The organism is Variovorax sp. KK3 (assembly GCF_001984055.1).
GTDB lineage: Bacteria > Pseudomonadota > Gammaproteobacteria > Burkholderiales > Burkholderiaceae_C > Variovorax.
On the sequence record NZ_LYVO01000003.1, the window covers coordinates 1 to 26,606 of the forward strand.

Annotated in this window: 27 protein-coding genes and 1 pseudogene; 12 read left to right on the forward strand and 16 right to left on the reverse strand. The window is 69.0% G+C overall.

Annotated elements, in window-relative coordinates:
* Positions 1-92 precede the first annotated feature (92 nt).
* The 5 genes from B0W80_RS02050 (at position 93) to B0W80_RS02070 (ending at position 4,910) form a co-directional block, all read left to right on the forward strand.
* The gene (locus B0W80_RS02050; RefSeq protein WP_076997440.1) at positions 93-1,121 is read left to right on the forward strand and encodes an amidohydrolase family protein; all 1,029 of its coding nucleotides are present in this window, start codon (positions 93-95) and stop codon (positions 1,119-1,121) included.
* Positions 1,122-1,126: 5 nt separating this feature from the next.
* Positions 1,127-1,825: a 4-carboxy-4-hydroxy-2-oxoadipate aldolase/oxaloacetate decarboxylase gene (gene ligK / locus B0W80_RS02055; RefSeq protein ID WP_076997441.1), complete on the forward strand. Its 699-nt coding sequence runs from the start codon at positions 1,127-1,129 to the stop codon at positions 1,823-1,825.
* Between the two features lie 69 nt (positions 1,826-1,894).
* The gene (locus B0W80_RS02060; RefSeq protein WP_076997442.1) at positions 1,895-3,217 is read left to right on the forward strand and encodes a gallate dioxygenase; all 1,323 of its coding nucleotides are present in this window, start codon (positions 1,895-1,897) and stop codon (positions 3,215-3,217) included.
* Complete coding sequence (locus tag B0W80_RS02065) at positions 3,214-4,200, forward strand: tripartite tricarboxylate transporter substrate binding protein (protein ID WP_076997443.1); 987 nt, start codon at positions 3,214-3,216, stop codon at positions 4,198-4,200. The genes B0W80_RS02060 and B0W80_RS02065 overlap by 4 nt, the downstream gene beginning before the upstream one ends.
* Before the next feature lie 17 nt (positions 4,201-4,217).
* Positions 4,218-4,910: a substrate-binding domain-containing protein gene (locus B0W80_RS02070; protein ID WP_143684441.1), complete on the forward strand. Its 693-nt coding sequence runs from the start codon at positions 4,218-4,220 to the stop codon at positions 4,908-4,910.
* 10 nt (positions 4,911-4,920) lie between these two features.
* Here the strand turns inward: B0W80_RS02070 and B0W80_RS02075 are convergent, their stop codons facing one another.
* On the reverse strand, positions 4,921-5,394 hold the full coding sequence (locus B0W80_RS02075; RefSeq protein WP_076997601.1) for a bacterioferritin: 474 nt from the start codon (positions 5,392-5,394) through the stop codon (positions 4,921-4,923).
* A 143-nt stretch (positions 5,395-5,537) separates the two neighbouring features.
* On the opposite strand from B0W80_RS02075, the gene B0W80_RS02080 reads away from it, so the two are divergent.
* Entirely contained in the window at positions 5,538-5,855 is a 318-nt protein-coding gene (locus tag B0W80_RS02080) for a hypothetical protein (RefSeq protein ID WP_076997445.1), read from the forward strand.
* Between the two features lie 30 nt (positions 5,856-5,885).
* On the opposite strand, the gene B0W80_RS02085 is transcribed toward B0W80_RS02080, so the two are convergent.
* From B0W80_RS02085 to B0W80_RS02110, 6 genes are all read right to left on the reverse strand, one after another.
* The gene (locus B0W80_RS02085) at positions 5,886-7,400 is read right to left on the reverse strand and encodes a caspase family protein (protein ID WP_076997446.1); all 1,515 of its coding nucleotides are present in this window, start codon (positions 7,398-7,400) and stop codon (positions 5,886-5,888) included.
* Between the two features lie 93 nt (positions 7,401-7,493).
* Positions 7,494-8,051, reverse strand: coding sequence for a hypothetical protein (locus B0W80_RS02090; protein WP_076997447.1), 558 nt, complete (start codon positions 8,049-8,051; stop codon positions 7,494-7,496).
* 157 nt (positions 8,052-8,208) lie between these two features.
* Positions 8,209-9,429 carry an ABC transporter substrate-binding protein gene (locus B0W80_RS02095; RefSeq protein ID WP_076997448.1) on the reverse strand — a complete coding sequence of 407 codons (1,221 nt, stop codon included), beginning with the start codon at positions 9,427-9,429 and terminating at the stop codon, positions 8,209-8,211.
* A gap of 49 nt (positions 9,430-9,478) precedes the next feature.
* Complete coding sequence (locus B0W80_RS02100) at positions 9,479-10,255, reverse strand: SDR family oxidoreductase (RefSeq protein ID WP_076997449.1); 777 nt, start codon at positions 10,253-10,255, stop codon at positions 9,479-9,481.
* Positions 10,256-10,277: 22 nt separating this feature from the next.
* The gene (locus B0W80_RS02105) at positions 10,278-11,105 is read right to left on the reverse strand and encodes an enoyl-CoA hydratase/isomerase family protein (RefSeq protein ID WP_076997450.1); all 828 of its coding nucleotides are present in this window, start codon (positions 11,103-11,105) and stop codon (positions 10,278-10,280) included.
* A gap of 34 nt (positions 11,106-11,139) precedes the next feature.
* The gene (locus B0W80_RS02110) at positions 11,140-12,696 is read right to left on the reverse strand and encodes an AMP-binding protein (RefSeq protein ID WP_076997451.1); all 1,557 of its coding nucleotides are present in this window, start codon (positions 12,694-12,696) and stop codon (positions 11,140-11,142) included.
* A 173-nt stretch (positions 12,697-12,869) separates the two neighbouring features.
* Between B0W80_RS02110 and B0W80_RS02115 the strand changes: the two genes are divergently transcribed.
* Positions 12,870-13,646 (forward strand): IclR family transcriptional regulator, encoded by a 777-nt coding sequence (locus B0W80_RS02115; RefSeq protein WP_076997452.1) that lies wholly within the window; start codon positions 12,870-12,872, stop codon positions 13,644-13,646.
* A gap of 11 nt (positions 13,647-13,657) precedes the next feature.
* Here the strand turns inward: B0W80_RS02115 and B0W80_RS02120 are convergent, their stop codons facing one another.
* Positions 13,658-14,758, reverse strand: a complete 1,101-nt coding sequence (locus tag B0W80_RS02120; RefSeq protein ID WP_076997453.1) for a response regulator — start codon at positions 14,756-14,758, stop codon at positions 13,658-13,660.
* Positions 14,759-14,950: 192 nt separating this feature from the next.
* On the opposite strand from B0W80_RS02120, the gene B0W80_RS02125 reads away from it, so the two are divergent.
* Together B0W80_RS02125 and B0W80_RS02130 are read left to right on the forward strand one after the other, a co-directional pair.
* Positions 14,951-15,361, forward strand: coding sequence for a hypothetical protein (locus B0W80_RS02125; RefSeq protein WP_143684443.1), 411 nt, complete (start codon positions 14,951-14,953; stop codon positions 15,359-15,361).
* A 73-nt stretch (positions 15,362-15,434) separates the two neighbouring features.
* Complete coding sequence (locus B0W80_RS02130; protein WP_076997455.1) at positions 15,435-16,307, forward strand: plasmid replication/partition related protein; 873 nt, start codon at positions 15,435-15,437, stop codon at positions 16,305-16,307.
* Positions 16,308-16,334: 27 nt separating this feature from the next.
* Here the strand turns inward: B0W80_RS02130 and B0W80_RS02135 are convergent, their stop codons facing one another.
* Both B0W80_RS02135 and B0W80_RS02140 read right to left on the reverse strand, forming a co-directional pair.
* Positions 16,335-17,339: a tripartite tricarboxylate transporter substrate binding protein gene (locus B0W80_RS02135; protein WP_076997456.1), complete on the reverse strand. Its 1,005-nt coding sequence runs from the start codon at positions 17,337-17,339 to the stop codon at positions 16,335-16,337.
* A gap of 55 nt (positions 17,340-17,394) precedes the next feature.
* Positions 17,395-18,399 carry an isopenicillin N synthase family oxygenase gene (locus B0W80_RS02140; RefSeq protein ID WP_179106811.1) on the reverse strand — a complete coding sequence of 335 codons (1,005 nt, stop codon included), beginning with the start codon at positions 18,397-18,399 and terminating at the stop codon, positions 17,395-17,397.
* Between the two features lie 117 nt (positions 18,400-18,516).
* On the opposite strand from B0W80_RS02140, the gene B0W80_RS34625 reads away from it, so the two are divergent.
* Positions 18,517-19,512: a LysR family transcriptional regulator gene (locus B0W80_RS34625; RefSeq protein WP_076997457.1), complete on the forward strand. Its 996-nt coding sequence runs from the start codon at positions 18,517-18,519 to the stop codon at positions 19,510-19,512.
* On the opposite strand, the gene B0W80_RS02150 is transcribed toward B0W80_RS34625, so the two are convergent.
* A complete protein-coding gene (locus B0W80_RS02150; protein WP_076997458.1) occupies positions 19,509-19,847 on the reverse strand; it encodes a hypothetical protein in 339 nt (112 codons plus the stop codon). The two genes, B0W80_RS34625 and B0W80_RS02150, sit on opposite strands and share 4 nt — an antisense overlap.
* 211 nt (positions 19,848-20,058) lie before the next feature.
* Between B0W80_RS02150 and B0W80_RS02155 the strand changes: the two genes are divergently transcribed.
* Positions 20,059-21,390, forward strand: coding sequence for an NAD(P)/FAD-dependent oxidoreductase (locus B0W80_RS02155; protein ID WP_076997459.1), 1,332 nt, complete (start codon positions 20,059-20,061; stop codon positions 21,388-21,390).
* A 46-nt stretch (positions 21,391-21,436) separates the two neighbouring features.
* Here B0W80_RS02155 and B0W80_RS02160 read toward each other — a convergent pair whose 3' ends face one another.
* The 5 genes and pseudogenes from B0W80_RS02160 to B0W80_RS02180 all read right to left on the reverse strand — a co-directional run bounded on the left by B0W80_RS02160 (position 21,437) and on the right by B0W80_RS02180 (position 24,975).
* The gene (locus tag B0W80_RS02160) at positions 21,437-22,207 is read right to left on the reverse strand and encodes a class I SAM-dependent methyltransferase (RefSeq protein WP_076997460.1); all 771 of its coding nucleotides are present in this window, start codon (positions 22,205-22,207) and stop codon (positions 21,437-21,439) included.
* A gap of 39 nt (positions 22,208-22,246) precedes the next feature.
* On the reverse strand, positions 22,247-22,846 hold the full coding sequence (locus B0W80_RS02165) for an ATP-dependent Clp protease proteolytic subunit (protein WP_076997461.1): 600 nt from the start codon (positions 22,844-22,846) through the stop codon (positions 22,247-22,249).
* A 193-nt stretch (positions 22,847-23,039) separates the two neighbouring features.
* Positions 23,040-23,949 (reverse strand): annotated as a pseudogene (locus B0W80_RS02170) (alpha/beta fold hydrolase).
* A gap of 5 nt (positions 23,950-23,954) precedes the next feature.
* Positions 23,955-24,386, reverse strand: coding sequence for an arsenate reductase (glutaredoxin) (arsC, locus tag B0W80_RS02175; protein WP_076997603.1), 432 nt, complete (start codon positions 24,384-24,386; stop codon positions 23,955-23,957).
* An 82-nt stretch (positions 24,387-24,468) separates the two neighbouring features.
* Complete coding sequence (locus tag B0W80_RS02180) at positions 24,469-24,975, reverse strand: hypothetical protein (RefSeq protein ID WP_076997462.1); 507 nt, start codon at positions 24,973-24,975, stop codon at positions 24,469-24,471.
* 200 nt (positions 24,976-25,175) lie between these two features.
* Between B0W80_RS02180 and B0W80_RS02185 the strand changes: the two genes are divergently transcribed.
* Positions 25,176-26,576 (forward strand): HEAT repeat domain-containing protein, encoded by a 1,401-nt coding sequence (locus B0W80_RS02185; RefSeq protein WP_076997463.1) that lies wholly within the window; start codon positions 25,176-25,178, stop codon positions 26,574-26,576.
* The last annotated feature ends 30 nt before the right edge of the window (positions 26,577-26,606 follow it).

Here is a 26,606-nt window from a genome sequence, read left to right on the forward strand (position 1 = left end):
GTGGGTGGGTGGCACCAGCATATAAAAAAGTGTGACGGCAAAGCAAGCCGAACTCACCCCACGCGGCGCCGGCCAGGATCACACTTGGCGCCATGATCATCGACTGCCACGGCCACTACACGACCGCGCCCAAGGCGCTTGAAAGCTGGCGCAGCCAGCAGATCGCGGGCATCGCCGATGCGGCGCTCATGCCCCGCGCCGCCGACCTGAAGATCGGCGACGACGAGCTGCGCGAATCCATCGAGGCCAACCAGTTGCGCCTGATGAAGGCGCGCGGCAGCGACCTGACCATCTTCAGCCCGCGCGCCAGCTTCATGGCGCACCACGTCGGGGACTTCGCGGTGTCGTCCACCTGGGCCGCGATCTGCAACGAGCTGTGCTTTCGCGTGAGCCAGCTGTTCCCCGAGCATTTCATCGGCGCGGCCATGCTGCCGCAATCGCCGGGCGTCGATCCACGCACTTGCATCCCCGAACTGGAGCGCTGCGTCAAGGAGTACGGCTTCGTCGCGATCAACCTCAACCCCGACCCCTCGGGCGGCCACTGGACCAGCCCGCCGTTGTCGGACCGGCACTGGTATCCGCTCTACGAGAAGATGGTCGAGCACGAAATTCCGGCGATGGTGCACGTCAGCACCAGCTGCAACGCCTGCTTCCACACCACCGGCGCGCATTACCTGAACGCCGACACCACGGCCTTCATGCAGTGCCTGACCTCGGACCTGTTCAAGGACTTCCCGACACTGCGCTTCGTCATCCCCCACGGCGGCGGCGCGGTGCCCTACCACTGGGGCCGCTTCCGCGGCCTGGCGCAGGAGCTCAAGAAGCCGCTGCTGCAGGACCACCTGCTCAACAACATCTTCTTCGACACCTGCGTGTACCACCAACCCGGCATCGACCTGCTGACTCAGGTGATCCCGGTCGACAACATCCTGTTCGCCAGCGAGATGATCGGCGCGGTGCGCGGCATCGACCCGGAGACGGGCTTCCACTACGACGACACGCGGCGCTTCGTCGACGCGACGCCGCACCTCGACGCCGACACGCGCCACAAGGTGTTCGAAGGCAACGCACGCCGTGTCTATCCGCGTCTCGACCGCGCACTGAAGAGCAGGGGGCTTTGACCGCCATGAGCAGCAACCACTTTCAGCAACTCGGCGTCGTGCATCGCCGCATCGCGCGGGCCGATGCAGCGGCCGTCGAGCAGCTGTCGCGCTTCGGTGTTTCCACCGTGCACGAGGCCATGGGCCGCCTGGGCCTGATGCAGCCGCGCATCCGGCCCATCTACCCGCAGGCGCACTGCTGCGGCACCGCAGTCACCGTGCTGCTGCAGCCCGGCGACAACTGGATGATGCACGTCGCGGCCGAGCAGATCCGCCCGGGCGACGTGGTGGTGGCCGCCTGCACCAGCGACAGCACCGACGGCTTCTTCGGCGACCTGCTGGCCACCTCCTTCCAGGCGCGCGGCTGCCGCGGCCTGGTCATCGACGGCGGCGTGCGCGACGTGCAGACGCTGACCGAGATGGACTTCCCCGTGTTCAGCCGTGCCGTTCATGCCAAGGGCACCATCAAGGCCACGCTGGGCTCGGTCAACGTGCCGGTGGTCTGCGCCGGTGCGCTGGTGAACCCGGGCGACGTGATCGTGGCCGACGTCGACGGCGTGGTGGTCGTGCCCGCGCAGATGGCGCAACAGGTGGCCGACGCGGCCCGCAGCCGCGAGGCCAACGAAACCGGCAAGCGCGAGCGCTTCAAGGCCGGCGAGCTGGGGCTCGACATGTACGCGATGCGCGAGCCGCTGGCCAAGGCGGGCCTGCGCTACATCGATTGACGTGATGCCGGGCGCACCCGCCGCGCCCCTGCATGAACAGCAAACACAGCAATAAGGAACGGAGACACCATGGCACGCATCATCGGCGCCGTCGCCTGCTCGCACACGCCCACCATCGGCTTCGCCTTCGACAAGAGCAAGCAGCAAGACCCCGTGTGGGCGCCCATCTTCCAGGCCTTCGCGCCGCTCGCGCGCTGGCTCGACGAGCGCCAGCCCGACGTGCTGTTCGTGATCTACAACGACCACGTCAGCTCCTTCTTCTTCGACCACTACTCGGCCTTCTCGCTCGGCGTGGGCGAGCGCCACGAGGTGGCCGACGAGGGTGGTGGCGCGAGAGATTTGCCGGGCCTTGCGGGCCATCCGGCGCTGGCGCGCCACATCGGCCGATCGCTGGTGGCCGACGAGTTCGACATGTCCTTCTTCCAGGACCGCGCGCTCGACCACGGCGTGTTCTCACCGCTGTCGCTGCTGTGCCCCCACGAGCCGCAATGGCCGGTGCCGGTGGTGCCGCTGCAGGTCGGCGTGCTGCAGTCGCCCGTGCCCTCCGCGCGGCGCTGCTGGCGGCTCGGGCAGGCGTTGCGGCGCGCGATCGAGAGCTACCCGGAAGATCTCAAGGTCGCGATCGTCGCCACCGGCGGCCTGTCGCACCAGGTGCACGGCGAGCGCGCCGGCTTCAACAACACGGGCTGGGACGCGCAGTTCCTCGACCTGATCGAGAACGACCCGGTACGGCTCACCGAGATGACGCAGGCCGAGCTGGCCACGCTGGGCGGCATGGAAGGCGCCGAGGTCATCATGTGGCTGGTGATGCGCGGCGCGCTGTCGTCGAACGTGCGCAAGCTGAACCAGGACTATTACCTGCCCTCGATGACCGGCATCGCGACCGCGATCTACGAGAACCTCGCGAGCGCCCCGATCGCCGGCGAAGCGCAGCGCCATCGCCGCCACGTCGACGAACAGCTTGCCGGCATCGAAGCGCTCGAAGGCACCTACCCGTTCACGCTCGAGACCAGCGTGCGCGCCTACCGGCTCAACAAGTTCCTGCACGGCATGACGCGGCCCGAGCATCGCGCCCGCTTCCTGGCCGAGCCGGAGGCGGCGTTCGAGGACGCGGGCCTCACGCCCGAAGAGCGCGCGCTGGTGCGCGAGCGCGACTGGCGCGGCCTGATCCGCTACGGCGTCATCTTCTTCATGCTCGAGAAGCTGGGCGCCGTGGTCGGCGTCTCCAACCTGCACATCTATGCCGCCATGCGCGGCCAGACGCTGGAGGCCTTCCAGCAGACCCGCAACGCGCCCGGCGCGCTCTATTCCGTGGCCGGCAAGGACGCGGCGGCGCAAGCCTGGGACACCTCGGCGCCTTCTTCTTCGACATCTGCTCTTAAGCCTTCATGACCACACCCGTTCGCCGCCACTTCCTTCGTCTCGCCGCGCTGCTCGCACTCGGCAGCGCCATCCACGGCGCGGCCTTCGCCGCCGATGCCTATCCCTCGAAGCCCATCAAGATCGTCGTCGGCTACAGCGCCGGCGGCGCGGTCGACGCCGTCGCGCGCAGCGTCGGCCAGCGCATGGCCGCGATCCTGGGCCAGCCCGTGGTGGTCGAGAACAAGCCGGGCGCCGGCACCAACATCGCCGTCAAGTCGGTGACCGGCAGCGCGCCCGATGGCTACACGCTGCTGCTGGCGGCCAATGCGCTGGCCGTGAACCCCTCGCTCTTCGCGCCCGCGCCCTACGATCTGGAGCGCGACATCACCCCGATCGCGACCGTCGGCCGCGTGCCGGTCGTCTTCACCGTGCGCGAAGGCGCCGCGACCAAGACCCTGCCCGAACTCGTGGCCGCGGCCAAGGCCAAGCCCGGCAGCGTGACGGTGGCGACGCCGGGCAACGGCTCGACCCCGCACCTCGCCACCGAGCTGTTCCAGCACACGGCCAAGTTGTCGCTGCGGCACGTGCCGTACAAGGGCGGCGCACAAGCCATCACCGACGTGCTGGGCGGGCACGTGGACGTGGTCGCGGTTAATGCACTCGAAGTGCTGCCCCTGGTCAAGTCGGGCAAGCTCAAGGTGCTGGCAGTGATGAGCCCCGAGCGTTCTGCCGTGCTGCCCGGTGTGCCTACGGTGGCCGAGCAGGGCTTTCCGGGCTTCGAGGCCAGCGTCTGGTACGGCTTCGTCGGGCCGGCCGGGCTGCCGAAGCCGATCCAGGCGAAGCTGCACGAGGCGGTGCAGAAGGCGATCGAATCGCCCGAGGTGCGTGAACAGCTCGCGGCGGCCGGCGGCGTCGCGCTGCCGGGGCCGACCGCGCAGTTCGAAAAGCTGCTCAAGAGCGATGCGGCGCGCTACGGCCAGCTGATTCGCGAGGCCGGCATCAAGCCCGACTGAGCAGAAGTGAGCAGAGCATGGCCGTGCCCGTCCGCGTTCTTTCTTCCATGGCCACGCGTGGCTTGCTCGAGGAACTCACACAAGTTCATGCCGAGCACCGTGGAGTGCCTGTGGCCTTCGAAGCTGTCGGCGGCGTCGAGGCCGCGCGCCGCGTGTCGGCCGGTGAATCGTTCGACATCGTCGTGCTGGCCGCCGATGCGATCGATCGCCTGGCGCAGGCCGGGCACCTCGATGCGTCGAGCACGCGCGACATCGTGCGCTCGGAGGTGGGCGTCGCGGTGCGTGCCGATGCGCCCCGGCCCGACATCGGCAGCGAGGACGCGCTGCGCCGCGCGGTGCTCGCGGCAGACCGCATCGGCTACTCCACGGGCCCCAGCGGCACCGCGCTGATGGCCTTGTTCGCGCGCTGGGGCATTGCCGGCGAGGTCGAGTCCCGCCTGGTGCAGGCGCCCCCTGGCGTGCCGGTCGCGTCGCTGGTGGCGCGTGGCGACGTGACCCTGGGCTTTCAACAGATGAGCGAGCTTCTGGGCATGCCGCACATCGCGATCGTCGGCCAGATGCCCGCGCCGGTGCGGATCACGACCGTGTTCAGCGCCGCCCTCTGCACCGGCGCGCCCGCTCGCGAAGCCGCGCTCGCGCTGCTGGATTTCCTGGATTCGCCGCAGACGGACGAGGCCAAGCGCCGCCACGGCATGTCGCCCGCGCGGTGAGCGACTGAAGTCAGCCCGTGCGCTCTGCGAAAGCGCGCACCTCGCCGGGCTTGCGCAGCATCTTGTCGACGTCGGCCGCGTGCAGCTCTTCGGCGTGGATCATCTGACGCGCGAACTCCTCCAGCGCCACCGAACGGCCTTCGACCAATGCCAGCAGTTGCCGATACAAATCGAGTGCGCGGCCCTCGGTCGCCAGCGATTCCTGGAGCATGGCCGCCATGTCGTGCTTGTGCGAGTCGAGCAGCGGGCCGATGCCCAGCGACGGATAGGCGCCGAGCGTGGTGATCCACTCGCCCACCTGCTGCGCATGCAGCAGCGATTCGTCGGCCTGCGCGCGCAGCCACGACACGATGGGAATGCGCGAGAAGCCGAACACGAGGAAGGAGTAGTGGGTGTAGCGCACCACCCCCGCGAGTTCGGCCTCCAGCAGGCGGTTGAGAACGTCGACCACCTGGTCCTTATCGAGCTGGGGCTGCTGGGGCATGGCGCGCACCTCCTGGCGTTGGGCGCCGGCGGTGCGGCGCGGGTGCAAGCCTTGCACGATCCGCCCGCTTGCGCAAGCCCGGTGGTTGCGCCGCGGGTCCGTCGGTGCTTCAATGACCGGCTCCCCGTCCGAAGGAGCGTGCCATGGCCTACGAAGCGCGTTATGTCTTCAGCCTGAACCCCGGCGCCGACCTCGCCGCCGTCGTCGAGGCGATGACGCAGGGGGCGGCCTTGTGGCGCAAGCACGGCGCCGGCGAGCCGCGCCTGTGGGCCATCACGGCCGGCGAACTGGGCAACTACGTGCTCAGCGTGCCCTTTGACAGCGCGGCCGCCTTCGCGAAGGTCGTCGACCCCTTGTCGGCCGATCCGGACTTTCTGGCCTGGCAGGCGAGCAATGCGAAGGCGGGGCACATCAAATGGGTGCGGAGCAATCATGCGAGGGAAGTCGGCCTCGGCGGTTGACGACCGCGTCGGCCGGCCCGGATCGCCGCTTCAACGCACGTCGACGATCAAGGCATTGACCGGCGTGGTGGGGTCAGGCGAATTGGTGCGTACCACCTTGCCGGACTCGCTGAAGTAATAGGTGCAGCTCGGATCGTTGGCGCGGGCGGTCGCCCACTGAATGCAGACCGCACCGTTGTCGTTCACCTTCCAGGCGCCATAGCCCACGTTGCCCTTGGTCTGGTTCTTGAAGAAGACGTTGCCGTCTCCGCGGAAGTACCACCTGAAGGTATCGCCTGTACCCAACACGACGAACGTGACGTTCTTGCCCAGGAACATCTGTTCGAGTTCGGCCCTGCGCAGCAGGCTCCTGTCGCGGACGGGCGGTCTCTCGACGCGATTGGCGAGTGCTTCCCGGGCCGCGTCCTGGATCGACGCCGCCGACGGTGCGTTCAGCGTGGCCAGGTCTTGCCGGGTCGATTCCAGCTCGGCCTGCAACTGGCCGATGCGAGCCGCGTCGGTCGGGCGGTTCGTGCCCGGTGCTTCGGCGCGGGGTGCGGCCGGTGGATCGGGGGAAGCAGTCGTCACCGCCACGTTCGCCGGTGGCTGCAACTGCAACGGCGGCTGCAACGGTGGCTGCGCCTGCACAGGCGCCTGTCCGCCCGCGCTCGCGAGCACCTGCCGCTCCTTCGCGAGCTGCGACTCGAGCACGCGCACCCGCTCCTGCAAGGCCAGCTCCGCCGCGCTCGGACCCGCCATCGCGGGGTTGAAACTGAAGTTCGACGTGAGCGAGGTGTTGATCCACGGCGTCTGCCGGTCGCGCGTGTCGCGCAGTACCTTGACGCGGACGTTCTTGAACATCTGCTCCACCTCGAGCCCCGGCGTCATCATCTCGTCGGCCAGGTGCCGCGTGTAGACGCTGTTTCGCCCGCTCGGGCCGTCCTCGGCCGGCGCGCCGGGTGCCGAGGCGAATGCGATCAGCGTGCCGCGAGCCGCCATTTCGGCCAGGCCCCCGGCCGAGCGGATGTTGCGCGTGCGGCCGGCGAAGGGGTTGTCGCGGCAGGCGTCGAGGATCACGATGCGCGCCCCGCCCCGGATGCGGTCGACCCGGCTCAGGAACAGGTCCTCGATGTCGACGGCGTCGTCCTTCACCTCTTCCTGGTCGCGCAGGTTGATGTCCACCGGCAGCAGATAGTTGCGCCCGTCGATCTGCACGCCGTGGCCGGCGTAGTACAGCACCGACACGACATTGGCCTCCTGCAGCTTGCGCGCGAAGTCACGCAGCACGCGGCGCATATCGCGCATGTCGAGGTTGAGCTGTTCGTTCACCTCGAAGCCCAGGCGCTTGAGGTTGCTGGCCATCAAGCGCGCATCGTTCTCCGGGTTGTCGAGCGGGATGGACGGATAGCGGGCATTGCCGATGACGAGCGCGATGCGGCGTTCCTTGGCCGTACCCGGCTGCTGTGCCCACGCGCCGGCGCCGGCCAGCAAGACCAGGAGCCACAGCGCAACCTGCGCGAGCGCGAATGCTCGTATGCGGGGGGAGACGGCTGCGGCGGCGATCACGACGGCGGTGTGGGGGCAACCCTGCCGTGATGGTGCGGTAAGGGTCCTGTGTTTGCAAGCTCGATGCCGCCGCAGCCCCGAAGCGCGCGCCGCTCATTCGCCTGCGCAATGCGGCTCGACCAGCATCGCGGGCCGCAGCCGGATGCAGCGCGCGCCCTGCACGGTTTCGAGCACGAAAAGCGCCGAGCCGTTGTCGGCATTGACGAATTGCACGTCGTGCAGCCAAAGCGGCTGGGACTTCGTGCCTTCCAGGTTGTCGGCCGTGATCCGCAGGTCCGCGGCGGAGAAATGGTGCTGCCCCTGCGCGTGATAGATGCTCACCAACTGGCCGCTGTCGCGGTACCAGCTGCTCGCCTCGGCGAAGTAGAGGCCGTCGTCGGACAGGTCGCCGCCCGGGTGGCCGTTGTAGAGAAAATCACGCTCCCACTGCACGGACTGGTCGCGGGCCGAGATGACCTGGATGCGGTAGCGCCATTGCCAGGGCTGTTCGGCGCCCTGCTTGTCGGCGACGAACACGCGCGCAGTGAACTGCTTGTTGGCCGACTTGACGTCGAATGGGCGGTAGGTGGGTCGGGTGCCGCTGGTGGCCGTGAGGCAGGCGAGCGAAAGGGCGATGGGGAGGAAGAAGCGAGGCAGCAGACGGGAAGCCATGGGTACGCAGCAGGTATGCAGTTGAAGGGCTGCATATCTCAGCGGATCACCCCGCCTTGCAGGGTGCCCCGGCAACATTGGCGAGATTGCCGTGCGAATTGGTTCTCTTCTGCCCCTTCTCCTTCCGCTTCTTCTGCCTGTCTCTCGCCCTCTCGCCCTATCCCTTCTTCACCAATGGGCAGCTCGACTTCTCGAGCGGCTGAAATGCCTCCGCCGCCGGAACGGTCGCGAGCCGCTTGTAGTAGTCCCACGGGTACTTCGACTCGCCCGGGCTCTTGACCTGCATCAGGTACATGTCGTGCACCATGCGGCCGTCGTCGCGGATGCGGCCGTTCTTCGCGAAGAAGTCGTTCACCGGCGTGGCCTTCATCTTGGCCATGACCGGGCCGGTCGCGTCGGTGCCGGCGTCGCGCACCGCGCGCAGGTAGTGCAGCGTCGACGAGTAGTTGGCCGCGTGGATCGCGGTCGGCATCTTCTTCATGCGCTCGAAGAAGCGGCGCGACCACTGGCGCGTCTCTTCATTGGTGTCCCAGTAGAAGGCCTCGGTCAGCATCACGCCTTGCGCCGCGCGCAGGCCCACGCCGTGGATGTCGGTGATGAAGACGGCCAGGCCGGCCAGGTTCTGCTTGGCCGGGTCGATGCCGAATTCCTGCGCCGACTTGATCGCGTTGATGGTGTCGCTGCCGCCGTTGGCCAGCCCGATGATCTTCGCGCCCGAGCTCTTGGCCGCCACCATGAAGGACGAGAAATCGCTGGCGTTGAAGGGATGCCGCGACGTGCCCACCACCTTGGCGCCCGAGCTGGTGACCACCTCGGTCACGTCGCGCTCGATCTGGTGGCCGAAGGCGTAGTCCGCGGTCAGGAAGTACCAGCTGTCGCCGCCCTTCTTGACGATCGCGCGTGCGGTGCCGTTGGCCATGGCGTAGGTGTCCCAGGCGTAGTGGATGCTGGTGGGTGTGCAGCTTTCGTTGGTCAGGCGCAGGGCGCCGGCGCCGTTGACGATCGCGATGCGGTTCTTCTGCTTCGCCATGTCCACCGCGGCGAGCGCCACCGCGGAGTTGGGGAGGTCGGTGATCATGTCCACCTTCTGCACGTCGAACCATTCGCGCGCCTTGTTGGCGGCGATGTCGGCCTTGTTCTGGTGGTCGACCTCCAGCACCTCGATGGGCTTGCCCAGCACCTGGCCGCCGAAGTCCTCCACGGCCATCTTCACCGCCATGGCCGAGCCGCGGCCCGAGAGTTCGGACAGCACGCCGCCCATGTCGGTGATGACGCCGATGCGCACCGCGCCGTCGGAGATGCCTTCCGCACCCTGGCCCTGCGCCAGCGTTGCGATGCCGAGGGCGGCGGCGGCGCCTAGCCATGCGAGTCGGTTCATGTCCTTGTCTCCTTCGTTGTGGGGGCGCCTCGCGCCGCCCGGGGGCTTGTCAGATCACGTTGCGGGTCAGCCCGCCGTCCACGCAGATGTTCTGGCCGGTGATGTAGCCCGCGTGCACGGAGGCCAGGAAGGCGCACAGCCCGCCGAAGTCGTCGGCCGTGCCCAGGCGCTGCATCGGAATGCTGCGGGCCATGTCCTCGCGCACCGCGGCTTCGTCGAGCCTCATGCGCGTCTGGCGGTCGGCGATCACGCGTTGCAATGCGCCCGTGTCCATCAGCCCCGGCAGCAGGCCGTTGACGGTGATGCCGTGCGGCGCGACCTCGCGCGCGAGCGAGCCCATGGCGCCGGTCAGGCCCACGCGCAGGCTGTTGGACAGCGCCATGTTGGGATACAGCTCCTTCACCACAAACGAGGTGATGTTGAGGATGCGGCCGAAGCGCGCCGCACGCATCGCGGGCAGGAAGGCGCGCACCACTTCGAGCGGGCCGATCACGCTGGTTTCGTGGCTGGTGCGCCAGGCGTCCAGTCTGGTTTCCTCGAAGGGCGCGGCCGGCGGGCCACCGGCGTTGGTGACGACGATCGACGGCGAGCCCACGCGCTGCACGGCCTCCACCAGCCTTGCGCGCTCGTCCTCGATGCCGATGTCGCCCGGCACGAACACCGCGAGCGGCGACAGCGCGCGTGCCGCGGCCGCGCCGTGCGCCGCGTCGCGGCCGTTGAGGATCACGCGCACGCCGGCATCGGCCAGCGCGCGTGCGCAGGCGTGGCCCAGGCCGCGCGTGCCGCCGAGCACCAGGGCGGTCTGTCCTGCGATGCCGAGGTCCATGGTGGCGCGTCCTCGGGCGGTGTCAGAAGGGGCAGGACGGATCGAACTTCGGATCGCGCTTCTCGCGCAGCGAGGCGATGCCCTCGTGCACGTCCGGACCCGAGAAGCCGATGAATTCCAGAGCCAGCGAACTGTCGAAGCTCGGGCCGGCCAGGCGCAGCCAGTTGTTGAGGGCGTACTTGGTCCAGCGGATGGCCGTCTGCGAGCCGTTGGCCAGCTTCTTCGCCACCTCGAAGGCCTTGGGCACCAGCTGGTCTTCGGGCACGGCCAGCGACACCAGCCCGATGCGCTCGGCCTCTTCGCCCGACACGGCTTCGCACAGCATCAGGTAGTACTTGGCCTTCGCCATGCCGCACAGGAGCGGCCAGACGATGGCCGCATGGTCGCCTGCGGCCACGCCCAGGCGCGTGTGGCCGTCGATGATGCGCGCGTTGCTGCTCGCGATCGAGATGTCGGCCAGCAGCCCCGCCACGAGGCCCGCGCCCACGGCCGGGCCGTGCATGGCCGACACCACCGGCTTGCTGCAGTTGATCACGTTGTAGACCAGGTCGCGTGCCTCGCGCCACACCCGGGCGCGCACGTTGAAGTCGTTGGCCATGTCTTCCACCAGGCCCAGGTCGCCGCCGGCCGAGAAGCCCTTGCCTTCGCCGCGGATGATGGCCACGCGCGTTTCGGGGTCGCGGTCGATGTCGGTCCAGATGGAGGCCAGCTCGCGGTGCAGGTTGTGATCGGCGGTCGACAGCTTCTTGTTGGCGCTCTGCGATGCACCCATGACGATCTCGAGGATGCCGTCGGGGTGGCGCCGCAGGCTCAGCGCCTGGTAGTGGGCGTAAGGGGCTTCGTTGGCCATGGTGTCGTTCCTTGGGGGCGGTGGTGGCTGGAAGTCAGATCTTCTTTCTTCCAGCCCAGTAGGGTTCCTTCAGCAGGTTCTTCTGGATCTTGCCGATGGGCGTCTTGGGAAAGTCGTCGACGAAGCGCACGAGGCGCGGCCGCTTGTGGCGCGCCAGCTTGTCTTCGCACTGCGCGACGACGCGCGCTTCATCCAGCGTGCAGCCGGGCTTGAGCTGGATGTACGCTGCCGGCAGCTCGCCCCATTTGTCGTCGGGAATGCCGAACACGGCGCACTCCGCCACCTCGGGCAGCTCGTAGAGCACCTGCTCGATCTCCTTGGGGTAGACGTTCTCGCCGCCGGAAATCAGCATGTCCTTGGCGCGGTCGATCAGCGTGACGTAGCCATCTTCGTCCATCACGCCGATGTCGCCCGACAGGCCCCAGCCGTTGCCGTGCCGGAAGAACTCGGCCGTCTGCTGCGGCTCGCCGTAGTAGCCGATCATGAGGTTGTCGCCGCGCGAGGCCACTTCGCCCAGCTCGCGCGGCTCGCATGGGCTGCCGTCGGGGCGCAGCACGGCCACGTCGACGTTGTAGGGCTGGCGGCCCACGCTGCCGAGCTTGTCGCGTGCGCGCTGCCAGGGCAGGGCGGCGATCACGCCCATCTCCGACTGGCCGTAGATCTGCGTCAGCCGCAGCTGCGGCAGGCGGCGCATCAGCTCGACCTGCACCCAGTCGGGCATCGGCGCGCCTGCGAACGAGAGCTTGGTCCAGCTTGCCAGGTCGCGCGCTTGCAGCTCGGGCAGCATGGCCAGCGCATTGGCCTGCGTCGGCACCATGAAGGTGGCGGTGATGCGCTCGGCCTCCACCGCATCGACGAAGGCAGCGGGCGACCAGGGCGTCACGAAGACGGCGGTGGCGCCGACCAGGATGGCCGGCTGGAACATGATGTTGAGCGCCGCCACGTGGAACAGCGGCGTGACGATCGCGACCACGTCGTCGGCCTCCAGGTGCTCTTCGACCGCCACCGTGTGGGCCGTGATGGCACGGGCGCGGTGGTGCATCAGCACGCCCTTGGGGTGGCCGGTGGTGCCGCCCGTGTACGTCATGCAGAAGGCGTCGCGCTCGTCGATGGCGACCTCGGGCGGCGTGGCGGGCTGGCCGGCGACGAAGCGGTCGAAGGTGATCGCGCCGGGCACCGCGCCGGTGCTCGCACCGATCGCGACGAAGTGCCGGATGCCCGGGCAGGCGGCGCGCACCTCGGCCACCTTGTCGGCGAACTGCAGGTCGTAGATCAGCACCTGCGTTTCGGATTTGGCGAGCACGTAGCCCAGCTCCTCCGCGGCGTAGAGCACCGAGATGTTGTTGACCACGCAGCCCGAGCGCGCCACGCCGAAGAACACTGCGCCGTAGGCCGGCAGGTTGCGGCACAGCATCGACACCACGGCGCCCTTGGGCAGGCCCAGTGCCAGCACGGCGTGGGCGACCTGGTCGGCCAGTGCGTCGAGCTCGCGGTAGAGCACGCGCTCGCGGCCCGCCGCACCGCGGAACACGATGGCCGCCTTGTCGGGAAAGCGGTGCGCCGATCGGCGCAGCATGTCTCCTGTCAGCATTCGCGCACCCTTCCGAAGCCTTTCCAAAACTTTCCAAATCGTTTACGAAATGCGAAACTTGTTTTCGATTAGCGTAAATGCGTCCGTGTGCCGGTGTCAATCCGAAGACACCCGCACCGCGCGCCTCGACCCCTGCCCGGTTACCGTGGAGCCCCGATGAACAGGACCGTGCGATGAACAACAAGGCACCCAAGGCCGGCGTGCAGTCGGTCGAGAACGGCCTCGACCTGATGCTGATCGTGGCGCACCACCGGCGCCCGATGAAGATCACCGACATCGCCGAGCAGGCCGGCATCGCGCCGAGCAAGGCGCACCGCTACCTGGTGAGCTTCCTGCGCACCGGCTTCCTCGCGCAAGACCCGGAGACCGGCCTGTACGGCATGGGCCCGGTGGCGCTGGAGTTCAGCCTGTCGTGCCTGGCGACCATCGAGCCGATCTCCCTGGCCACCCGCGCGGCCGAGCAGTTGTGCCATGCGCTGGGCCACACGGTGGCGGTGTCGGTCTGGGGCAGCTTCGGCCCGACGGTGGTGCGCTGGGAGCAGCCCGAGCGGCCGGTGATGGTCAACGTCGGGCTCGGCTCGGTGTTCCCGCTCGATCGCTCGGCCACCGGCCGGGTGTTCGCAGCCTTCCTGCCGGCCGAGCAGCTCAAGGCGCACGTGGCGTCCTCGCGTGCCGCGAACGGGCCGCCGGCCGAAGGCGCCGAAACCGCCGAGCAGGTGCGCGAGCGCGGCATGGCGCGCGCCATGGGCGACTTCATGGACGGCATGAGCGCCTTCGCAGCGCCGGTGTTCGACGATCGCGGCCGCCTGGTGCTCGCGATCACCGTGCTGGGCTACAAGTCGGGCTTCGATCACCGATGGAGCGGCCCCGTGGCGGGCGCCTTGCGCGAGGCGGCGCAGACCCTGTCGCGCACGCTGGGCCACCAGCACGAGCGGCTGGCATTGGCCTGAGCCGGCGAAGATCAGGACGCGGCGTCGTCCCGCGGCGGCACGAGCGCGGCGGCGCCGCGCAGCGCGTCTTCGAGTTGCTCGACGGTGTAGGGCTTGCGCAGCCAGAAGGTGTCGCGCGCGGGCTCGGCCGGCGGCGGCTGGCCGGTCGCGAAGATCACCGGGAAGCCGGCGCGCCGCTGCAGCGTCTGCGCCAGTTCGCGGCCCGACAGCGCAGGCAGGCCGATGTCGGTCATCAGCACGTCGAAGGCGCCTTCGAGAAAGCGGCTCTTCGCGCCCTCCGCGCTCTTGACGCCGGTCGCCCAGTGGCCGAGGGCCTGCAGCAGGTGGAGGGTGGCAGTGAGCGTGTCCGGATCGTCCTCGACGACCAGGATGCGCAGGCGCGGTGGCGGCGCATGCGGCGACGCCGATGCGGCGGCGCGCTCGACCTTCCATGCGGCCTGCCGCTGCCCGAGCCAGTCGAAGAGGATGCGGCGGTAGGCCTCGTACCAATCGGCATGCGAAAGCGCATGGTCCGCGCCGTCGAGCATGCGCAGCTCGAACGAGCGCGCCGCTGCGAAGGCTCCGGCGTAGTTCTCGATCACGGGGCGGGGAATGATGTCGTCGTGCCCCGACCCGATCAGCAGGGCATCGCCGCGGAAGGCCGCGCAGGCGCCGAGCGCGCGGTTTTCCTCAGGCGCCAGGCGCAGGAGCCGGTAGACCGAAAGATCTTCCTTGTCGAGCTTCTCCTTGGGTTGCGACCAGGCCTCGTCGCGGTACAGCGCCGGGGCCCTGAGCGCCAGCCATCGCAGTGGCCGCACGCGGCTGGCCAGCGCGGCCAGGTAGGCGCCGTAGCTCACGCCGACGATGCCGATCGCGTCGCCGGCCACGCCCGGCTCGGCGGCGAGCGCGTCGAAGGCGGCCAGCACATCGCGCAAATTGTCTTCGCGCGTGACCGCTGCTCGCTCCGCAGTGCTCCACTCGGCGTTCGGCACGTCGACCAGCCGACACGCGAAGCCGGCGGCACACAGTGCCTGCTCCAGCGCGCGGTAGCGGTCTCGGTGGTTGTCGTCCCACCCGGGCACCAGCAGCAGCCCGGGCCGGAGCGATGCGTCGGCGGGTATGGACGGAGTCAAGTCTTCGAGGTCTTTTTTGATTGAATCTCTTACCACGGGTGGAGCATCCACCAGCGCAGCGTTCGAGCGCGTCAGCCTTCGCCGTCATCGGCTGCCCGCCGAAAGCCTCCGCGGCCGTCACGCGGCAGGTCGGCGATGGCCGGGTCGCCAGAGCATGCCGGAATTCGGCGGGGCCTGCATCGCATGACGAAGATGGCATTTCGACACCGTGCTTCCGAACGCCGCCACGTCTGGCGGCGAGCCCTGGCCTTGCAGTTGCTGCTCGTCGTCGTGGCGACGCTGCTGGTGCATGTGTCGTGGAGTGGCTGCCGGCAATACGGCTTCAGCCTGCTGTGGATGGCACCCCTGGGCTGGGCGATGTTCGGCGTCGTGCTGGTCGGCGGCTTGCTGACGGCGCTCACGACGGCCGGCCCGAACGCGGCCACCGAACCCGAATGGATGTCGTTGTGGTCCGTGGGATGGGCGTCGGGACTCGTCGGGGCGGTCGGATGGGTCTGGGGCATCACGTCCGCGCGCCGTTGGCTCGTGCGGGCCGGCATGCTGGGCGCCGCCGCGTATGGCGGCCTGGCCTATGGCTTTCTCTGCGTGTCGATGAGCGCGTAGGTGCGGGGAAGAGAGCGCTGTCGCGCTTTTCTACAATGCGGGCCCTTTTCCTCGCTTCCCGCACCGCGCACCCATGGACATCGTCGTCAACGAAGAACTCAAGGCCTACATCGACCCCATGGCGCCCGAGGAATACGAGGCGCTGGAACGCAGCATCCTCGACGAGGGCTGCCGCGATGCGCTGATCCTCTGGGGCGACGTGCTGGTGGACGGGCACAACCGTTACGGCATCTGTAGAAAGCATGGCCTGCCTTTCAAGACCGTGCAGAACCCGCGCTTCCGCTCCATCGAGGACGTGCAGCTGTGGATGATCGACCAGCACCTGGGGCGCCGCAGCCTGTCCGACTACCAGCGCGGCGTGCTGGCGCTGCGCAAGAAGGAGATCGTGGGCGAGCGCAGGAGCCGCGCGGCCGCGGCGCCCGCGCCCGATGCAGCAGATCCATCGGACGGATCGGATGCATCGAATGCATCGGCGTCCGAAGCGCTTGCCGCGATCGGCGCCGATGCAGCCCCGCTCGACAGCCGCGAGGCCGTGGCCCGCGCTGCCCGCCTGAGCAGCAGCCAGGTCGTGATGATCGAGAAGATCCAGAAGCAGGCGGCGCCCGAACTGGTGCAGGCGGTGCGCGACGGCACCATCTCGATCAACGCCGCGGCTGCGGTGTCCAGCCTGCCGGCCGACGAGCAGGTGGCCGCGGTGGCCAAGGGCAAGGACGAACTGAAGCAGGCTGCCAAGCGGGTGCGTGAATCGAAGCGCAAGCCGCGCGACGAAGCCGAAGGCGCGAAGGCCGCCGAGGCAGCGCACGATGACGCGGCACCGGGCGGCGATGAACTGCAGACGCTGCGCCGCCGCGTGGCCGAGCTCACGGCCGAGAACGAGTCGCTGCGGCGTCAGCTCGCCGCGCTGCAGGCCGGCAGCGCCGAGTCCGAGCTTCCCGCGCCGTTCTGAGCGCGCGCGGCGCGGCCGGGCGGCGGCTCACTCCAGCCGCATCTGCAAGGCATCGATCGCGCGCTTCCACACGGCGCGGTCCTCGCGAATCAGCGCACCGAAAGCCGGCGGCGTCATGGCCATCGGCTCGGTGCCGTCCGCGCGCATGAAGCCGGCGACCTCGGGTTGCGCCAGCACCTGGTTGAACGCGCCGTTGAGCCGCTGAATCACCGCTTCCGGCGTGCCCGCCGGCGCGACCAGGCCGTACCAGATCGACAGCCCCAGTTCCGGGAAGCCCGCCTCTTCGACCGTGGGAATGCCCGGCACGGCCGGCACGCGCTGGCGGCTGGTCACCGCCAAGCCGCGCAGTTCGCCGGCATTGACGCGCGCCACCGAGGTGGAGATGCCGTCGAAGTACAAGTGGATGTCGCCGCGCGACAGCGCGAGCATGGCCTGGCCCGAACTTTGGTAGTGGATGGAGACCAGCCCCGGCGCGCGCTTTTCGAGCAGGCCGCCGAGCATGTGGTTGGAGCTGCCCACGCCGAGCGTGCCGTAGTTCACCGCGCCCGGATGCGCCTGCGCATAGGCCGGCAGCTCGCGCAGCGAGCTGATCGGCGACTGCCGGTTGACGCTGAGCATGAAGGGCACGGCCTGCAGCGCGGCGACCGGCACCAGCTTGTCGGGCGCATAGCTCAGGCTGCGCTGCAGGTTCGGGTTGACCGCCAGCGTGGTGCTGGTGGCGAGCAGCAGCGTGTGGCCGTCGGGCGGTGCGTTCTGCACGGCCAGCGCGCCGATGGCGGTGGCGGCGCCGGCCTTGTTCTCGACCACGATCGGCTGACCCAGGATCTCCTTGGCGCGCTCCGCGAGGCGGCGCGTCACGATGTCGGCGCCGCCGCCGGCCGGGTAGGGCACGACGATGCGGATCGGCGTGGCCGAGCCGCCCTGGGCCCACGCGGCAACGCCGGCGCCAGCCAGCGCGACGGCCAGCAGCGCGCGGCACCAGCTTCTGCGGTGCGCCGTGATGTGAAGGCTCGGCGAATTCGGTTTCGTCATGGCGGCACTCCTCGAATGGGTGGAAGCGGTTCGATGCGAACGGGCGCGGCGCGGGCTACTTGTCCTTGGCGTAGGTCGCGGCGTAGCGGTCGACCAGCAGCCGGCCCGACGCGATCGGGCTATAGCGCGCGCCGTCGCCCACGCAGCTCGGGATGCACTCGATCAACGCGTCGTAGTTGGGCATGCAGAAATACGGGATCGACAACCGGCGAGCGCGCGCGCCCAGGCCTTCGGGCGGGTTCACCACGCGGTGCATCGTCGAGACGAAGCGGTCGTTGGTCCAGCGCATCATGATGTCGCCGATGTTGATGACGAAGGCGCCCGCGATCTTCGGCACGTCGAGCCAGCCGCCTTCGGGCAACTGCACCTGCAGCCCGCCGGGCGCGTCGTCGACCTTCAGGATCGTGATGGCCGTGGTGTCGGAATGCGCGCCCGAGCGTTCCTCGCCCTTCTCCGGCGGCCGTTCGAGCCCGGGGTAGTGGATGGTGCGCAGGATGCTGTTGTGGCGGTCGATGCGCGATGCGAAGTAGGCCGGGTCGAGGTCCAGCACCTCCGCGAAGATGCGCAGGATGTCGGCGGACAGCCGCTCCATCTCGCGGTAGTACGCCGTCATCGCGGGCCGCAGCGCGGCCGGGCGCTCGGGCCACAGGTTGGGCGTGAAGTTGTCGCCGGCCTCCGGGCAGGTGAAGTACGGGCCCTCGCCCACGTCCAGCGGGCCGATGGCGAAGCTTTCGTGCAGCGAGGGCTTGAGCGTCGGGTCGATGTGCTTGCCGATGGTCTTCACGCCCATCGCGCCATAGCCCTTGTAGGCGGTGCCCACGGGTTTGCGGATGCGGTTCTTTTCTGCCAGCGGCAGGTCGAAGAAGGCGAGCGCCTCGCGGTACAGGTCGTCGATCGCTGCCTCTGGCACGCCGTGGCCGGTCACGACCAGGAAGCCGAGGCCTTCACAGGCCTGCTGCACGGCATCCGCCACCTCGCGGCGGCCGGTCGGCGAACCGTCGAAGAAGGGGTGGATGTCGATCACCGGGATGGCGTGGACGCGGTCCATGACGAAGCTCATGCGGGGTCTCCTTGGATGGAATCGAGATTGACGGCGCGATGCCGCCTGCGCACGATCGATGCTAGGGGCGCGCCCCGCAGCCGGATGCGACCGGCATGAATATGGATGAAACCCGGTATGAAACCCATCGATGGCGCATCGGCCGCCCAGCTGCAGTCGCTGCGCGGCCGTCCCTTCGGCGTCGAGATCCAGCACCTGCTCGCCTTCCTCGCCATCTACGAGGAGCGCCAGGTCACGCTGGCGGCGCGGCGACTGGGTCGCACGCAGTCGGCGCTGAGTCATTCGCTGTCACGCCTGCGCGAATTGCTGCGCGACGAACTGTTCGTGTTGCGTGGCGGCGAGATGTGGCCGACGCAGGTTGCGCAGCAGCTGCATCCCACCATCCACGAGGCCGTGGCGCTGATCGATTCGCTGCACGAGGAGCGGCGCGTGTTCGACCCCTTGCGCGACAGCTTCGAGCTGCGCATCGGCATGACCGACTATGCCGAGAAGGTGTATTCGCCGCGGCTGTGGATGGCGCTGGAGCGACGCGCGCCCGGCGTGCGCCTGACGGTGCGCGCCATCGATCGCTATGCCGCCGAGGGCATGCTGCTCGGTGATGCCGTCGACATGGCGATCGTCGGCAACCCGGTGCTGGCCGATGCCGCGATCCAGTGCGACGAACTGCTGGCCGACCCCTACGTCGTGGCCTGCGCGCGCCGAACCCACGGCGGCGCGATGGACCTGGCCGCCTATCTGGCCGCGCCGCATCTGCGGGTGGCGGTGGGGCAGGGCGAGTACAGCGCGGTCGATGCGGTGCTGAAGGCGGCCGGGCATCGGCGCGACATCCGCTGCATCGTGCCGAGCTTCCTGCGCGTGCCGGCCATGCTGGAGGGCTCCACGCTGGTGGCCACGCTCGCACAGGGCGTGTTTTCCGACCTGGAGGGCGCCGCGCGTTCAGTCATCGAGCTGCAGCCGCCGCCCTTCGACATCGACCCTGTGCGCATCGTGCTGCTGTCGCCGGGACGCGCGCGGGCGTCGAGCGCGCAGCGCTGGGTGCGTGAGCTGATCCTCGGGCTGGGCTCGCCCGGTGCTGGTGCTGGTGCTGGGGCTGGGGCTGGTGTTGGCCGCTAGTAGCGGATCGTCACGCCGGCCTTGACGCCCTTGTTGTCCTTGCCGTCGGAGTGCGCGCCGGCCGAGAACGAAACGTCGCCGCCCGTGCTCGCGCCCAGCGAATAGCTGGGGCGTCCGGCAGAGGTATCGACGCCGCCGTAGGCGCCGCTGCCGTCCTTGTTCTGGACGCCGAGCGTCGCGCCGTTGGCGGTCGCCGACTTCTCGGTCGGGGCCACGTTGGGGCTGACGTAGATGGAACCTTCGTCGTTGCTTTCGAGCGGCACCTTCGGGGCTTCTGCATGGGCCGCCATGCAGGCGGCGACGAGGATGAGGAATGTTGCAATGGGCTTGTTCATGGCCATGTTTCAACCTTAGCCGAAGCCGCGCGCCGATCCGGCGTGCACCGGCCTCGACGCTCTCGCCGGCTTCTGGATGCGTTGCATTCGAGCATCGAAACCGTGTGCAAGTGTGTCGGTCATGAGGCCGTGTTGCCGTCGCCTCCTCCCGGAGCGACTAGTATCCCGCCCGTATCGTCCCGGAAAGTCCGGTGGGCAGGAGACATCATCGATGCAGGAATCAGCAGTTCAGCCATGCGATGTGCTCGTCGTCGGCGGTGGGCCGGCCGGTTCGACCATCGCCGCGCTGTTGGCCCGCGAGGGACGCAGCGTCGTGCTGCTCGAGAAAGAGCACCACCCGCGCTTCCACATCGGTGAATCGCTGTTGCCGGGCAACGTTGAGCTGTTCGACAAGCTCGGCGTGCGTGAAGAAGTCGAGAAGATCGGCATGCCGAAATTCGGCATCGAGTTCGTGCCGCCGGACCTGGACTACTGCAGCTACGTCGACTTCTCCGAAGGCTGGGACCCGAGCAAGGCTTCAGCCTGGCAGGTGCGCCGTTCGGAGCTCGACGAGCTGCTGTTCCGCCATGCCGCCAAGTCGGGGGCGCAGGCCATCGAAGGCGCGAAGGTGGGCCAGATCGACATCGACACGACCGGTGCCACGGTGCAGGCCACGCTCGACGACGGCGCCCTGCGCAGCTGGCGCGCCCGCTTCATCGTCGACGCCAGCGGACGCGACACGGTGCTGGCCAACAAGCTGAAGTGCAAGAACAAGAACACCGACCACAACAGCACCGCGCTCTTCGGCCATTTCCGCGGCGCCCGGCGGCTCGAGGGCAAGCGCGAGGGCAACATCAGCATCTGCTGGTTCGAGCACGGCTGGTTCTGGTTCATTCCGCTGGCCGACGGCACCACAAGCGTCGGCGCGGTGTGCTGGGCCTACTACCTGAAGGCGCGCGACAAGCCGCTGAAAGACTACTTCTTCGACACCATCGCGCTGTGTCCCGAACTGCACGACCGGCTCAAGCACGCGACGCTGGTCGACGACAAGGTCCACGCCACCGGCAACTTCTCGTACGCGAGCACGCATGCCACCGGCGAGCGCTACCTGATGGTGGGCGACGCCTTTACCTTCATCGACCCGATGTTCTCGTCGGGCGTGTTCCTGGCGATGCAGAGTGCCTTCGACGGGGCACGGCTGGTGCAGACCGCGCTCGACCGGCCGTCGGCGCTGCCGGCGGCGCGAGCGGCGCTGGAAGCCCGCATGCGCCAGGGCCCGCGCGACTACTCGTGGTTCATCTACCGCGTGACCAACCCGACGATCCGCGACATGTTCATGCACCCGCAGAACCGCTTCAAGATCAAGCAGGGGTTGATGTCGCTGCTGGCCGCCGACCTCGACCACGGCCCGGCCTACCGGCGCTCGCTGTGGATGTTCAAGGTGGTCTATTACGTCGTCTCGGTGCTCAACTGGCGCCGCACCTATGCCGGCTGGAAGCGCCACCGCTTCAACATCCGCGACATGGGCGCGCTGCGCGGCGAAACCATCATGAAGGCCGACTGAATTCCGACCGACGCCGGCCCACGCAGGCCTGCGCCGGCGGCAGGCTTCAGCCGGGCCTGACCGCGGTGTACTCCGAAAAGATGCCGACTTCGGTGTGCCGCCGCACCGCCTGGAAGCCGGCGGCCTCGAGCGCCGCGACGATCTGCGCCGGCGGGATGCAGGCTTCGATCGTGTCCCAGTAGTAGCGCCACAGCTCGGAGGTGCCGCGCTCGCGCGCCACCACGCGCGCGATCACGGGAACGAGCAGTCGCATGTAGGCCTTGAGCAGCGCGTTGCCGAAGGCGCCCTTCGGCCGGCTGATCTCGAGGATCAGCAGCTTGCCCCCGGGCCGCAGCACGCGGTGGAATTCCGCCAGCGCCCGATTCACGTCCGACACGTGGCGGAAGGCATGGCCCATGGTGAGGAAGTCGGCCTGGCCGTCGGCGCACGGCAGTTCTTCGGCTCGCCCGACCCGCAGCTCCACGCCCGGCAAGGCGGCGTGCTTCATCATCCCGACGCTCGGATCGACGCCGACCAAGCTGCCCGCCGGGCCGATGCGTGCACAGGCCTCGCGGGCCAGCAGGCCGGTGCCGACGCCCACGTCCACCACTCGGTCACCGGGCGCCAGGCCGGCGCGCTGCAGCGCCATGCGCCGGTAGCGGGGGCCGGTGCCCAGCGCCATGACGCGCTCGATGCGGTCGTAGTCGCTGGCCGTCTCGTCGAAGATGCGGCGCAGGAAGCGCTGGTGCTCGGCCTCGTCCCGGTAGTAGTCCGGCAGCGGCGTGTGGGGCATTTGCACGCGCGCTGCGGCGGCGTCGGGTTCGGGTGTGGCGCTCATGGGGCGCCATCATAGGCAGGGCCTCGATCGGCCCCGAATTCAACCCTTCAGTTCGGTCTTGCGCTGGATGACGCGCGAGACCAGGCCGTACTCCACCGCCTCCTCGGCCGAGAGCCACCGGTCGCGTTCGATGTCGTTCATCACGGCGTCGAAGGACTTGCCGGTCTCGCGCGCGATGGTGCGCGCGATGCGCTCGCGGGCCTTGATGATTTCCTGCGCATGGATCGCGATGTCGCTGGCCGGGCCGCCGGCGCCGCCGCTGGGCTGGTGGATCAGGAAGCGCGTGTTCGGCAGGCAGAAGCGGCGCTCGCGCGGCACCGCCAGGTAGAGGTGCGTGGCCGCGCTGCCCACCCAGCCGGTGCCGATCATGCGCACCGGCGCCGCGATGAAGCGCACCACGTCGTGGATCGTGTCGCCCGACTCCAGGTGGCCACCGGGCGAGCTGACCAGGATGTCGATGGGTGCGTCGCTGTCGGCGTCGAGCGCGATCAGCCGCCGCGTCACGTCGCGCGCAGCGGCGTCGGTGATCTGGCCGAAGATCAGCAGCGTGCGCGACTTGAAGGCCTTCTCTTCCAGGTAGGAGCTCGCGCGGGCTTCGGCCAGCGGTGCGCCAGGTTCGTCTTCGTCAGGGGATTGCATGGTGTTCCTCGGTTCGCGGTGCGATGCGTAACGGCCGGAATGGGCTGGCTGGCATCGCCTGCACGGAACAGCTTAACCCCGTGCCGCTTGTGCTGCAGCGCGGCCGGCGACATCGCGTGAAGGCGGGATCGTCAAACGCAGCGTCGCCGCCTACGATGGGGCCACGCTGTCACACCGCCACTCGCATTCGCTGTCACGCCGTGTCGTCCGTCCCTCGAGGCGCCAGGAAGAAGCGCCGCAGGGACTCGGCCGTCTCCACCGGCGCTTCTTCGGCGAAGAAGTGTCCTGCCTCGACGGCATGACCCTGCACGTCCTCAGCCCATTCGCGCCACAGTGCCAACGGGCCGCCCGCGTCGGCATACCAGGTGTCGAGCGCGCCACCGGCGCCCCACAGCGCCAGCAATGGGCAGGTGATGCGGCGGCCGGCCGCGATGTCGGCCTGGTCGTGCGCGCGGTCGATCGTGGCCGCGGCGCGGTACTCCTCGCAGATGGCATGCACGTGCGCGGGATCGCGAAGCGCATCGACGTACGCGGCGCGCGCGTCGTGCCCGAAGGCACTCGCGGGCGTGCCCCAGCCGCCAAGCGCGGCGTCGACGAAGGCCTCGGGTGCGGCAGCCAGCAATTGCTCCGGCAACGGCTCCGGCTGCGCCAGCAGCGACCAGGGCCAGTAACCCATCGCCATGCGCGCATCGGCGCGCGCCCAGACCGTTTCGGTGGGCAGGATGTCGAGCACCGCGAGGCGTTGCACATGGCCCGGATGGTCCAGCGCGAGCCGGTACGCGACACGCCCGCCACGATCATGGCCGGCAAGCGAAAAGCGTTCGAAGCCGAGGGCCCGCATCACGTCGACCATCCTGCGCCATCGCACGCTTGGCATAGGGCGCATGGTCCGTCGTCGAGGGCGGGCAGCCGCTCGCGCCGTAGCCCCGCAGGTCGGCGCAGATCACGGTGAAGTCGTCCGCGAGCGTGGCGGCCACGTCGTGCCACATGCGATGCGTTTGCGGGAAGCCGTGCAGCAGCAGCAGCGGCGGGCCCTCGCCGCCGCGGCGCACGAAGATGCGCGCTTCGCCGGCATCGACCTGGAGCGTGTCGAAGCCGGCCATGGCGTTCAGGCCTTGCGGCGCTTGCCGCTGTCGCGCACCACCTCGCCATCGGATTTGGTGAAGGGCGGCAGCGGACCATCGACCGGCAGGATCTCCAGCACTTCTTCGGACGGACGGCAGAGCTTCGTGCCCAGCGGCGTGACGACGATGGGCCGGTTCAACAGGATCGGGTGCTGGCCGATGAAATCGAGCAGTTGCTCGTCGGTCCACTTCGGATTGCCCAAGTCCAGCTCGGCATAGGGAGTGCCCTTCTCGCGCAGCAGCGCGCGCAGGGGCTGGCCGGTGGACTCGGCCATCGCGAGCAGCGTCTCGCGGCTCGGCGGCGTCTTCAGATACTCCACGACGGTGGGCTCGATGCCCGCGTGGCGAATCAGCGCGAGCGTGTTGCGCGATGTGCCGCACGAGGGGTTGTGATAGATGGTGACTTGATCGGGCATGACCGGGATTGTGAAACAACGCAAAGGGCGCGGCGTGCCTTCGACAGGCAGCGCCGCGCCCATGGGGCGAAAGCTCGCGCGCTTACTTCTTCACGCCGACCGAGCCCGACCCCTGTGCCGATCCGCCTGCGCCGACGCCGCCGCCGATGGGCTGCAGCACGCCGCCCAGCGAGCCGGCCGTGCCCGTCACGCCGTTGACCGCTCCGCCCACGGCGTTGGTCGCACCGCCCACCGCATTGGTGGCGCCACCTACCGCGCCGGTCGCGCCCTGCACGCCCCCGTTGACCGTGGAGCCCACGCCGCCCAGCGAGCCACCGCTCGCGCTGCCGGAGGTGCTTGCGCCGGTGTTCGCACCCGCACGCGTCTGCGCGCCTGCGCCGGCGTTCGCGCCCCGCTGCTGGCGTTGCGGCTGCGAAGGCTGCGCGTTGCCACCGCCCGAGGCGTTCACGTCGGCCTGCACGCCGACGCCCACGCCGACGTTCGGCGTCTGCACGGTCTGTGCGTTGGCGATGCCGCCCGCGGCCAGCAGGCCGGCGAGCAAGGCGCCGAGGACGATGTGCTTCGGATGGTGTTGTGCTTGGTTCTTCATGTGTGACTTTCCCTTTCTTTCAATGAATGGTCACTGTCATGGAGCCGGCCGAAGGGGCCAGTCCGGGTTGGACCATAGGGCGCCGTGGTTTCCGCGCCATGTGCGGCGCCGCCGGGCGTGGATGTGGGAACCGGCCGTCGGCGAAATCGCGGCGTGATGCGTTGGGCCTCCAGGGTTTACGAAGCGTTTACAACGGGGCCATGAACTGGTTATCGAAGCTTCTGAAGGGCATGGGGCATGAGCCGCAGGGCCGTTCCCAAGGCGAGTACCGCAGCGCGTCAGCGCGGAGGTTGCCTGATGTGCCTTCCGCCCGTCCCTGGGACGAACTCGTCGCCGATGCGAGCTCGCGCGATGGCTTCGTCCGCGAGCGTGCGGTCATCGCCATTTCCAGGTCGGGGAATGACGCTGCCATTCCTCTGTTGCTCGAGAGGGCGAACGATTGGGTGGTCGAGGTTCGCCGGGCCGCGTATGCCGCCATCGGCCTGTACCTGAGCGGTGAGCACGTCCCCGCCTGGGCCATGGCGCTCGACGCCCTTGCCGCTTTGGGCCGTGCCGGACGCGCGGACCATTCGCGGCTGCTAGGGAGCATCACCTCCTTCCTGGCGACCCCGGACCACCTCCGCGTGTTGAAGGAACTGAACCCGGCTCCGTCGCGCGACGTCGCGCGCCTGCTCTTCACGCTCGAGCTGGCGACGCCCCGTTCCGACGAAGAGCGATTCCGTCAGCTGCGCGACGCGGTCGTGGGCAGTGACATCGTCGCTGCCTCTGCCGCGATGTCCGCCATCGCCGTGCTTGCGCCCGGCCACCAGGCATCTGTGGCGAGCGCGGCCTGTGCGTCGGCTTTCGGTTCCGTTCGAGCGGCCGCATTGCGTGCCGCGCTCGAGGGCAACCCGCCGGCCCGGCCGAGCCTGATCCGGGCCATGTGCCGGGACGCGAGCCCGACGGTTCGCGCGCTGGCCATCGCGGGATTGAAGGAAGAGCGGCAGATGCTCTCCGAAGAGATGCGGACGATCTATTTGAATGCCGGCGGAGCAAAGCAACGCGCGGTGGCACTCGACGTGCTGTGCGCGCTAGGCGTCGACGATGCGGACGCGCTATGCCGTGAGGCCGGTGACGACCCGGCGAGCATCGTCCGGTCCGTGGCGGTTGCGCGCGGACTCGCTGCTGCGAGCGGTGCGGAGCGCGACCAACTCGTCGTCGACGTGCTGAAGGACAGTTCGTCCCGCGTGCGACGCATCGCGTTGGCGCACATACGAAAGGGCGCGCAGCCTCCGGACACGCAGGCATTGCGACAACTCGTGCAGGCCAATCCCACCGCTTTCGGATTGCTCGCGCGAGTGGCGGCGCACGCGTCGCCATGGGACCGAATCGAGTTTCTGCTGGCGTCGACTGTGCGTCTTGCGGAACACCGGACGCTCTTCGACGCAGCCGTGGGAGAACTCGGCGTCTGGTGCGCCGACATGTCGCGTTGCTTCGTTCGGCCATCGCTCCAGCAATCGGCCCGCATCGCGCCCTTGTGGGCTGCCTTGCGCGACGGCCTGCCGTCGGACCTGCAAAGAAGCCTCGCCTACCATCTCCGCGCCTTCGGCGTGCTTGCTTAAGTGGCGCGCCATGAGGCCGTGGCCGACCCG

Coding starts and splice junctions, on each gene's coding strand:
- B0W80_RS02065 (WP_076997443.1), top strand. CDS start 3,214: ATGACCACACCCGTTCGCCGCCACTTCCTTCGTCTCGCCGCGCTGCTC.
- B0W80_RS02165 (WP_076997461.1), bottom strand. CDS start 22,846: ATGCAATCCCCTGACGAAGACGAACCTGGCGCACCGCTGGCCGAAGCC.
- B0W80_RS02150 (WP_076997458.1), bottom strand. CDS start 19,847: ATGAACAAGCCCATTGCAACATTCCTCATCCTCGTCGCCGCCTGCATG.
- B0W80_RS02135 (WP_076997456.1), bottom strand. CDS start 17,339: ATGACGAAACCGAATTCGCCGAGCCTTCACATCACGGCGCACCGCAGA.
- B0W80_RS02105 (WP_076997450.1), bottom strand. CDS start 11,105: ATGGCCAACGAAGCCCCTTACGCCCACTACCAGGCGCTGAGCCTGCGG.
- B0W80_RS02060 (WP_076997442.1), top strand. CDS start 1,895: ATGGCACGCATCATCGGCGCCGTCGCCTGCTCGCACACGCCCACCATC.
- arsC (WP_076997603.1), bottom strand. CDS start 24,386: ATGCCCGATCAAGTCACCATCTATCACAACCCCTCGTGCGGCACATCG.
- B0W80_RS02090 (WP_076997447.1), bottom strand. CDS start 8,051: ATGGCTTCCCGTCTGCTGCCTCGCTTCTTCCTCCCCATCGCCCTTTCG.
- B0W80_RS02070 (WP_143684441.1), top strand. CDS start 4,218: ATGGCCGTGCCCGTCCGCGTTCTTTCTTCCATGGCCACGCGTGGCTTG.
- B0W80_RS34625 (WP_076997457.1), top strand. CDS start 18,517: ATGAAACCCATCGATGGCGCATCGGCCGCCCAGCTGCAGTCGCTGCGC.
- B0W80_RS02180 (WP_076997462.1), bottom strand. CDS start 24,975: ATGAAGAACCAAGCACAACACCATCCGAAGCACATCGTCCTCGGCGCC.
- B0W80_RS02115 (WP_076997452.1), top strand. CDS start 12,870: ATGAACAACAAGGCACCCAAGGCCGGCGTGCAGTCGGTCGAGAACGGC.
- ligK (WP_076997441.1), top strand. CDS start 1,127: ATGAGCAGCAACCACTTTCAGCAACTCGGCGTCGTGCATCGCCGCATC.
- B0W80_RS02080 (WP_076997445.1), top strand. CDS start 5,538: ATGGCCTACGAAGCGCGTTATGTCTTCAGCCTGAACCCCGGCGCCGAC.
- B0W80_RS02100 (WP_076997449.1), bottom strand. CDS start 10,255: ATGGACCTCGGCATCGCAGGACAGACCGCCCTGGTGCTCGGCGGCACG.
- B0W80_RS02075 (WP_076997601.1), bottom strand. CDS start 5,394: ATGCCCCAGCAGCCCCAGCTCGATAAGGACCAGGTGGTCGACGTTCTC.
- B0W80_RS02110 (WP_076997451.1), bottom strand. CDS start 12,696: ATGCTGACAGGAGACATGCTGCGCCGATCGGCGCACCGCTTTCCCGAC.
- B0W80_RS02125 (WP_143684443.1), top strand. CDS start 14,951: ATGGCATTTCGACACCGTGCTTCCGAACGCCGCCACGTCTGGCGGCGA.
- B0W80_RS02095 (WP_076997448.1), bottom strand. CDS start 9,429: ATGAACCGACTCGCATGGCTAGGCGCCGCCGCCGCCCTCGGCATCGCA.
- B0W80_RS02160 (WP_076997460.1), bottom strand. CDS start 22,207: ATGAGCGCCACACCCGAACCCGACGCCGCCGCAGCGCGCGTGCAAATG.
- B0W80_RS02185 (WP_076997463.1), top strand. CDS start 25,176: ATGAACTGGTTATCGAAGCTTCTGAAGGGCATGGGGCATGAGCCGCAG.
- B0W80_RS02140 (WP_179106811.1), bottom strand. CDS start 18,399: ATGAGCTTCGTCATGGACCGCGTCCACGCCATCCCGGTGATCGACATC.
- B0W80_RS02155 (WP_076997459.1), top strand. CDS start 20,059: ATGCAGGAATCAGCAGTTCAGCCATGCGATGTGCTCGTCGTCGGCGGT.
- B0W80_RS02050 (WP_076997440.1), top strand. CDS start 93: ATGATCATCGACTGCCACGGCCACTACACGACCGCGCCCAAGGCGCTT.
- B0W80_RS02130 (WP_076997455.1), top strand. CDS start 15,435: ATGGACATCGTCGTCAACGAAGAACTCAAGGCCTACATCGACCCCATG.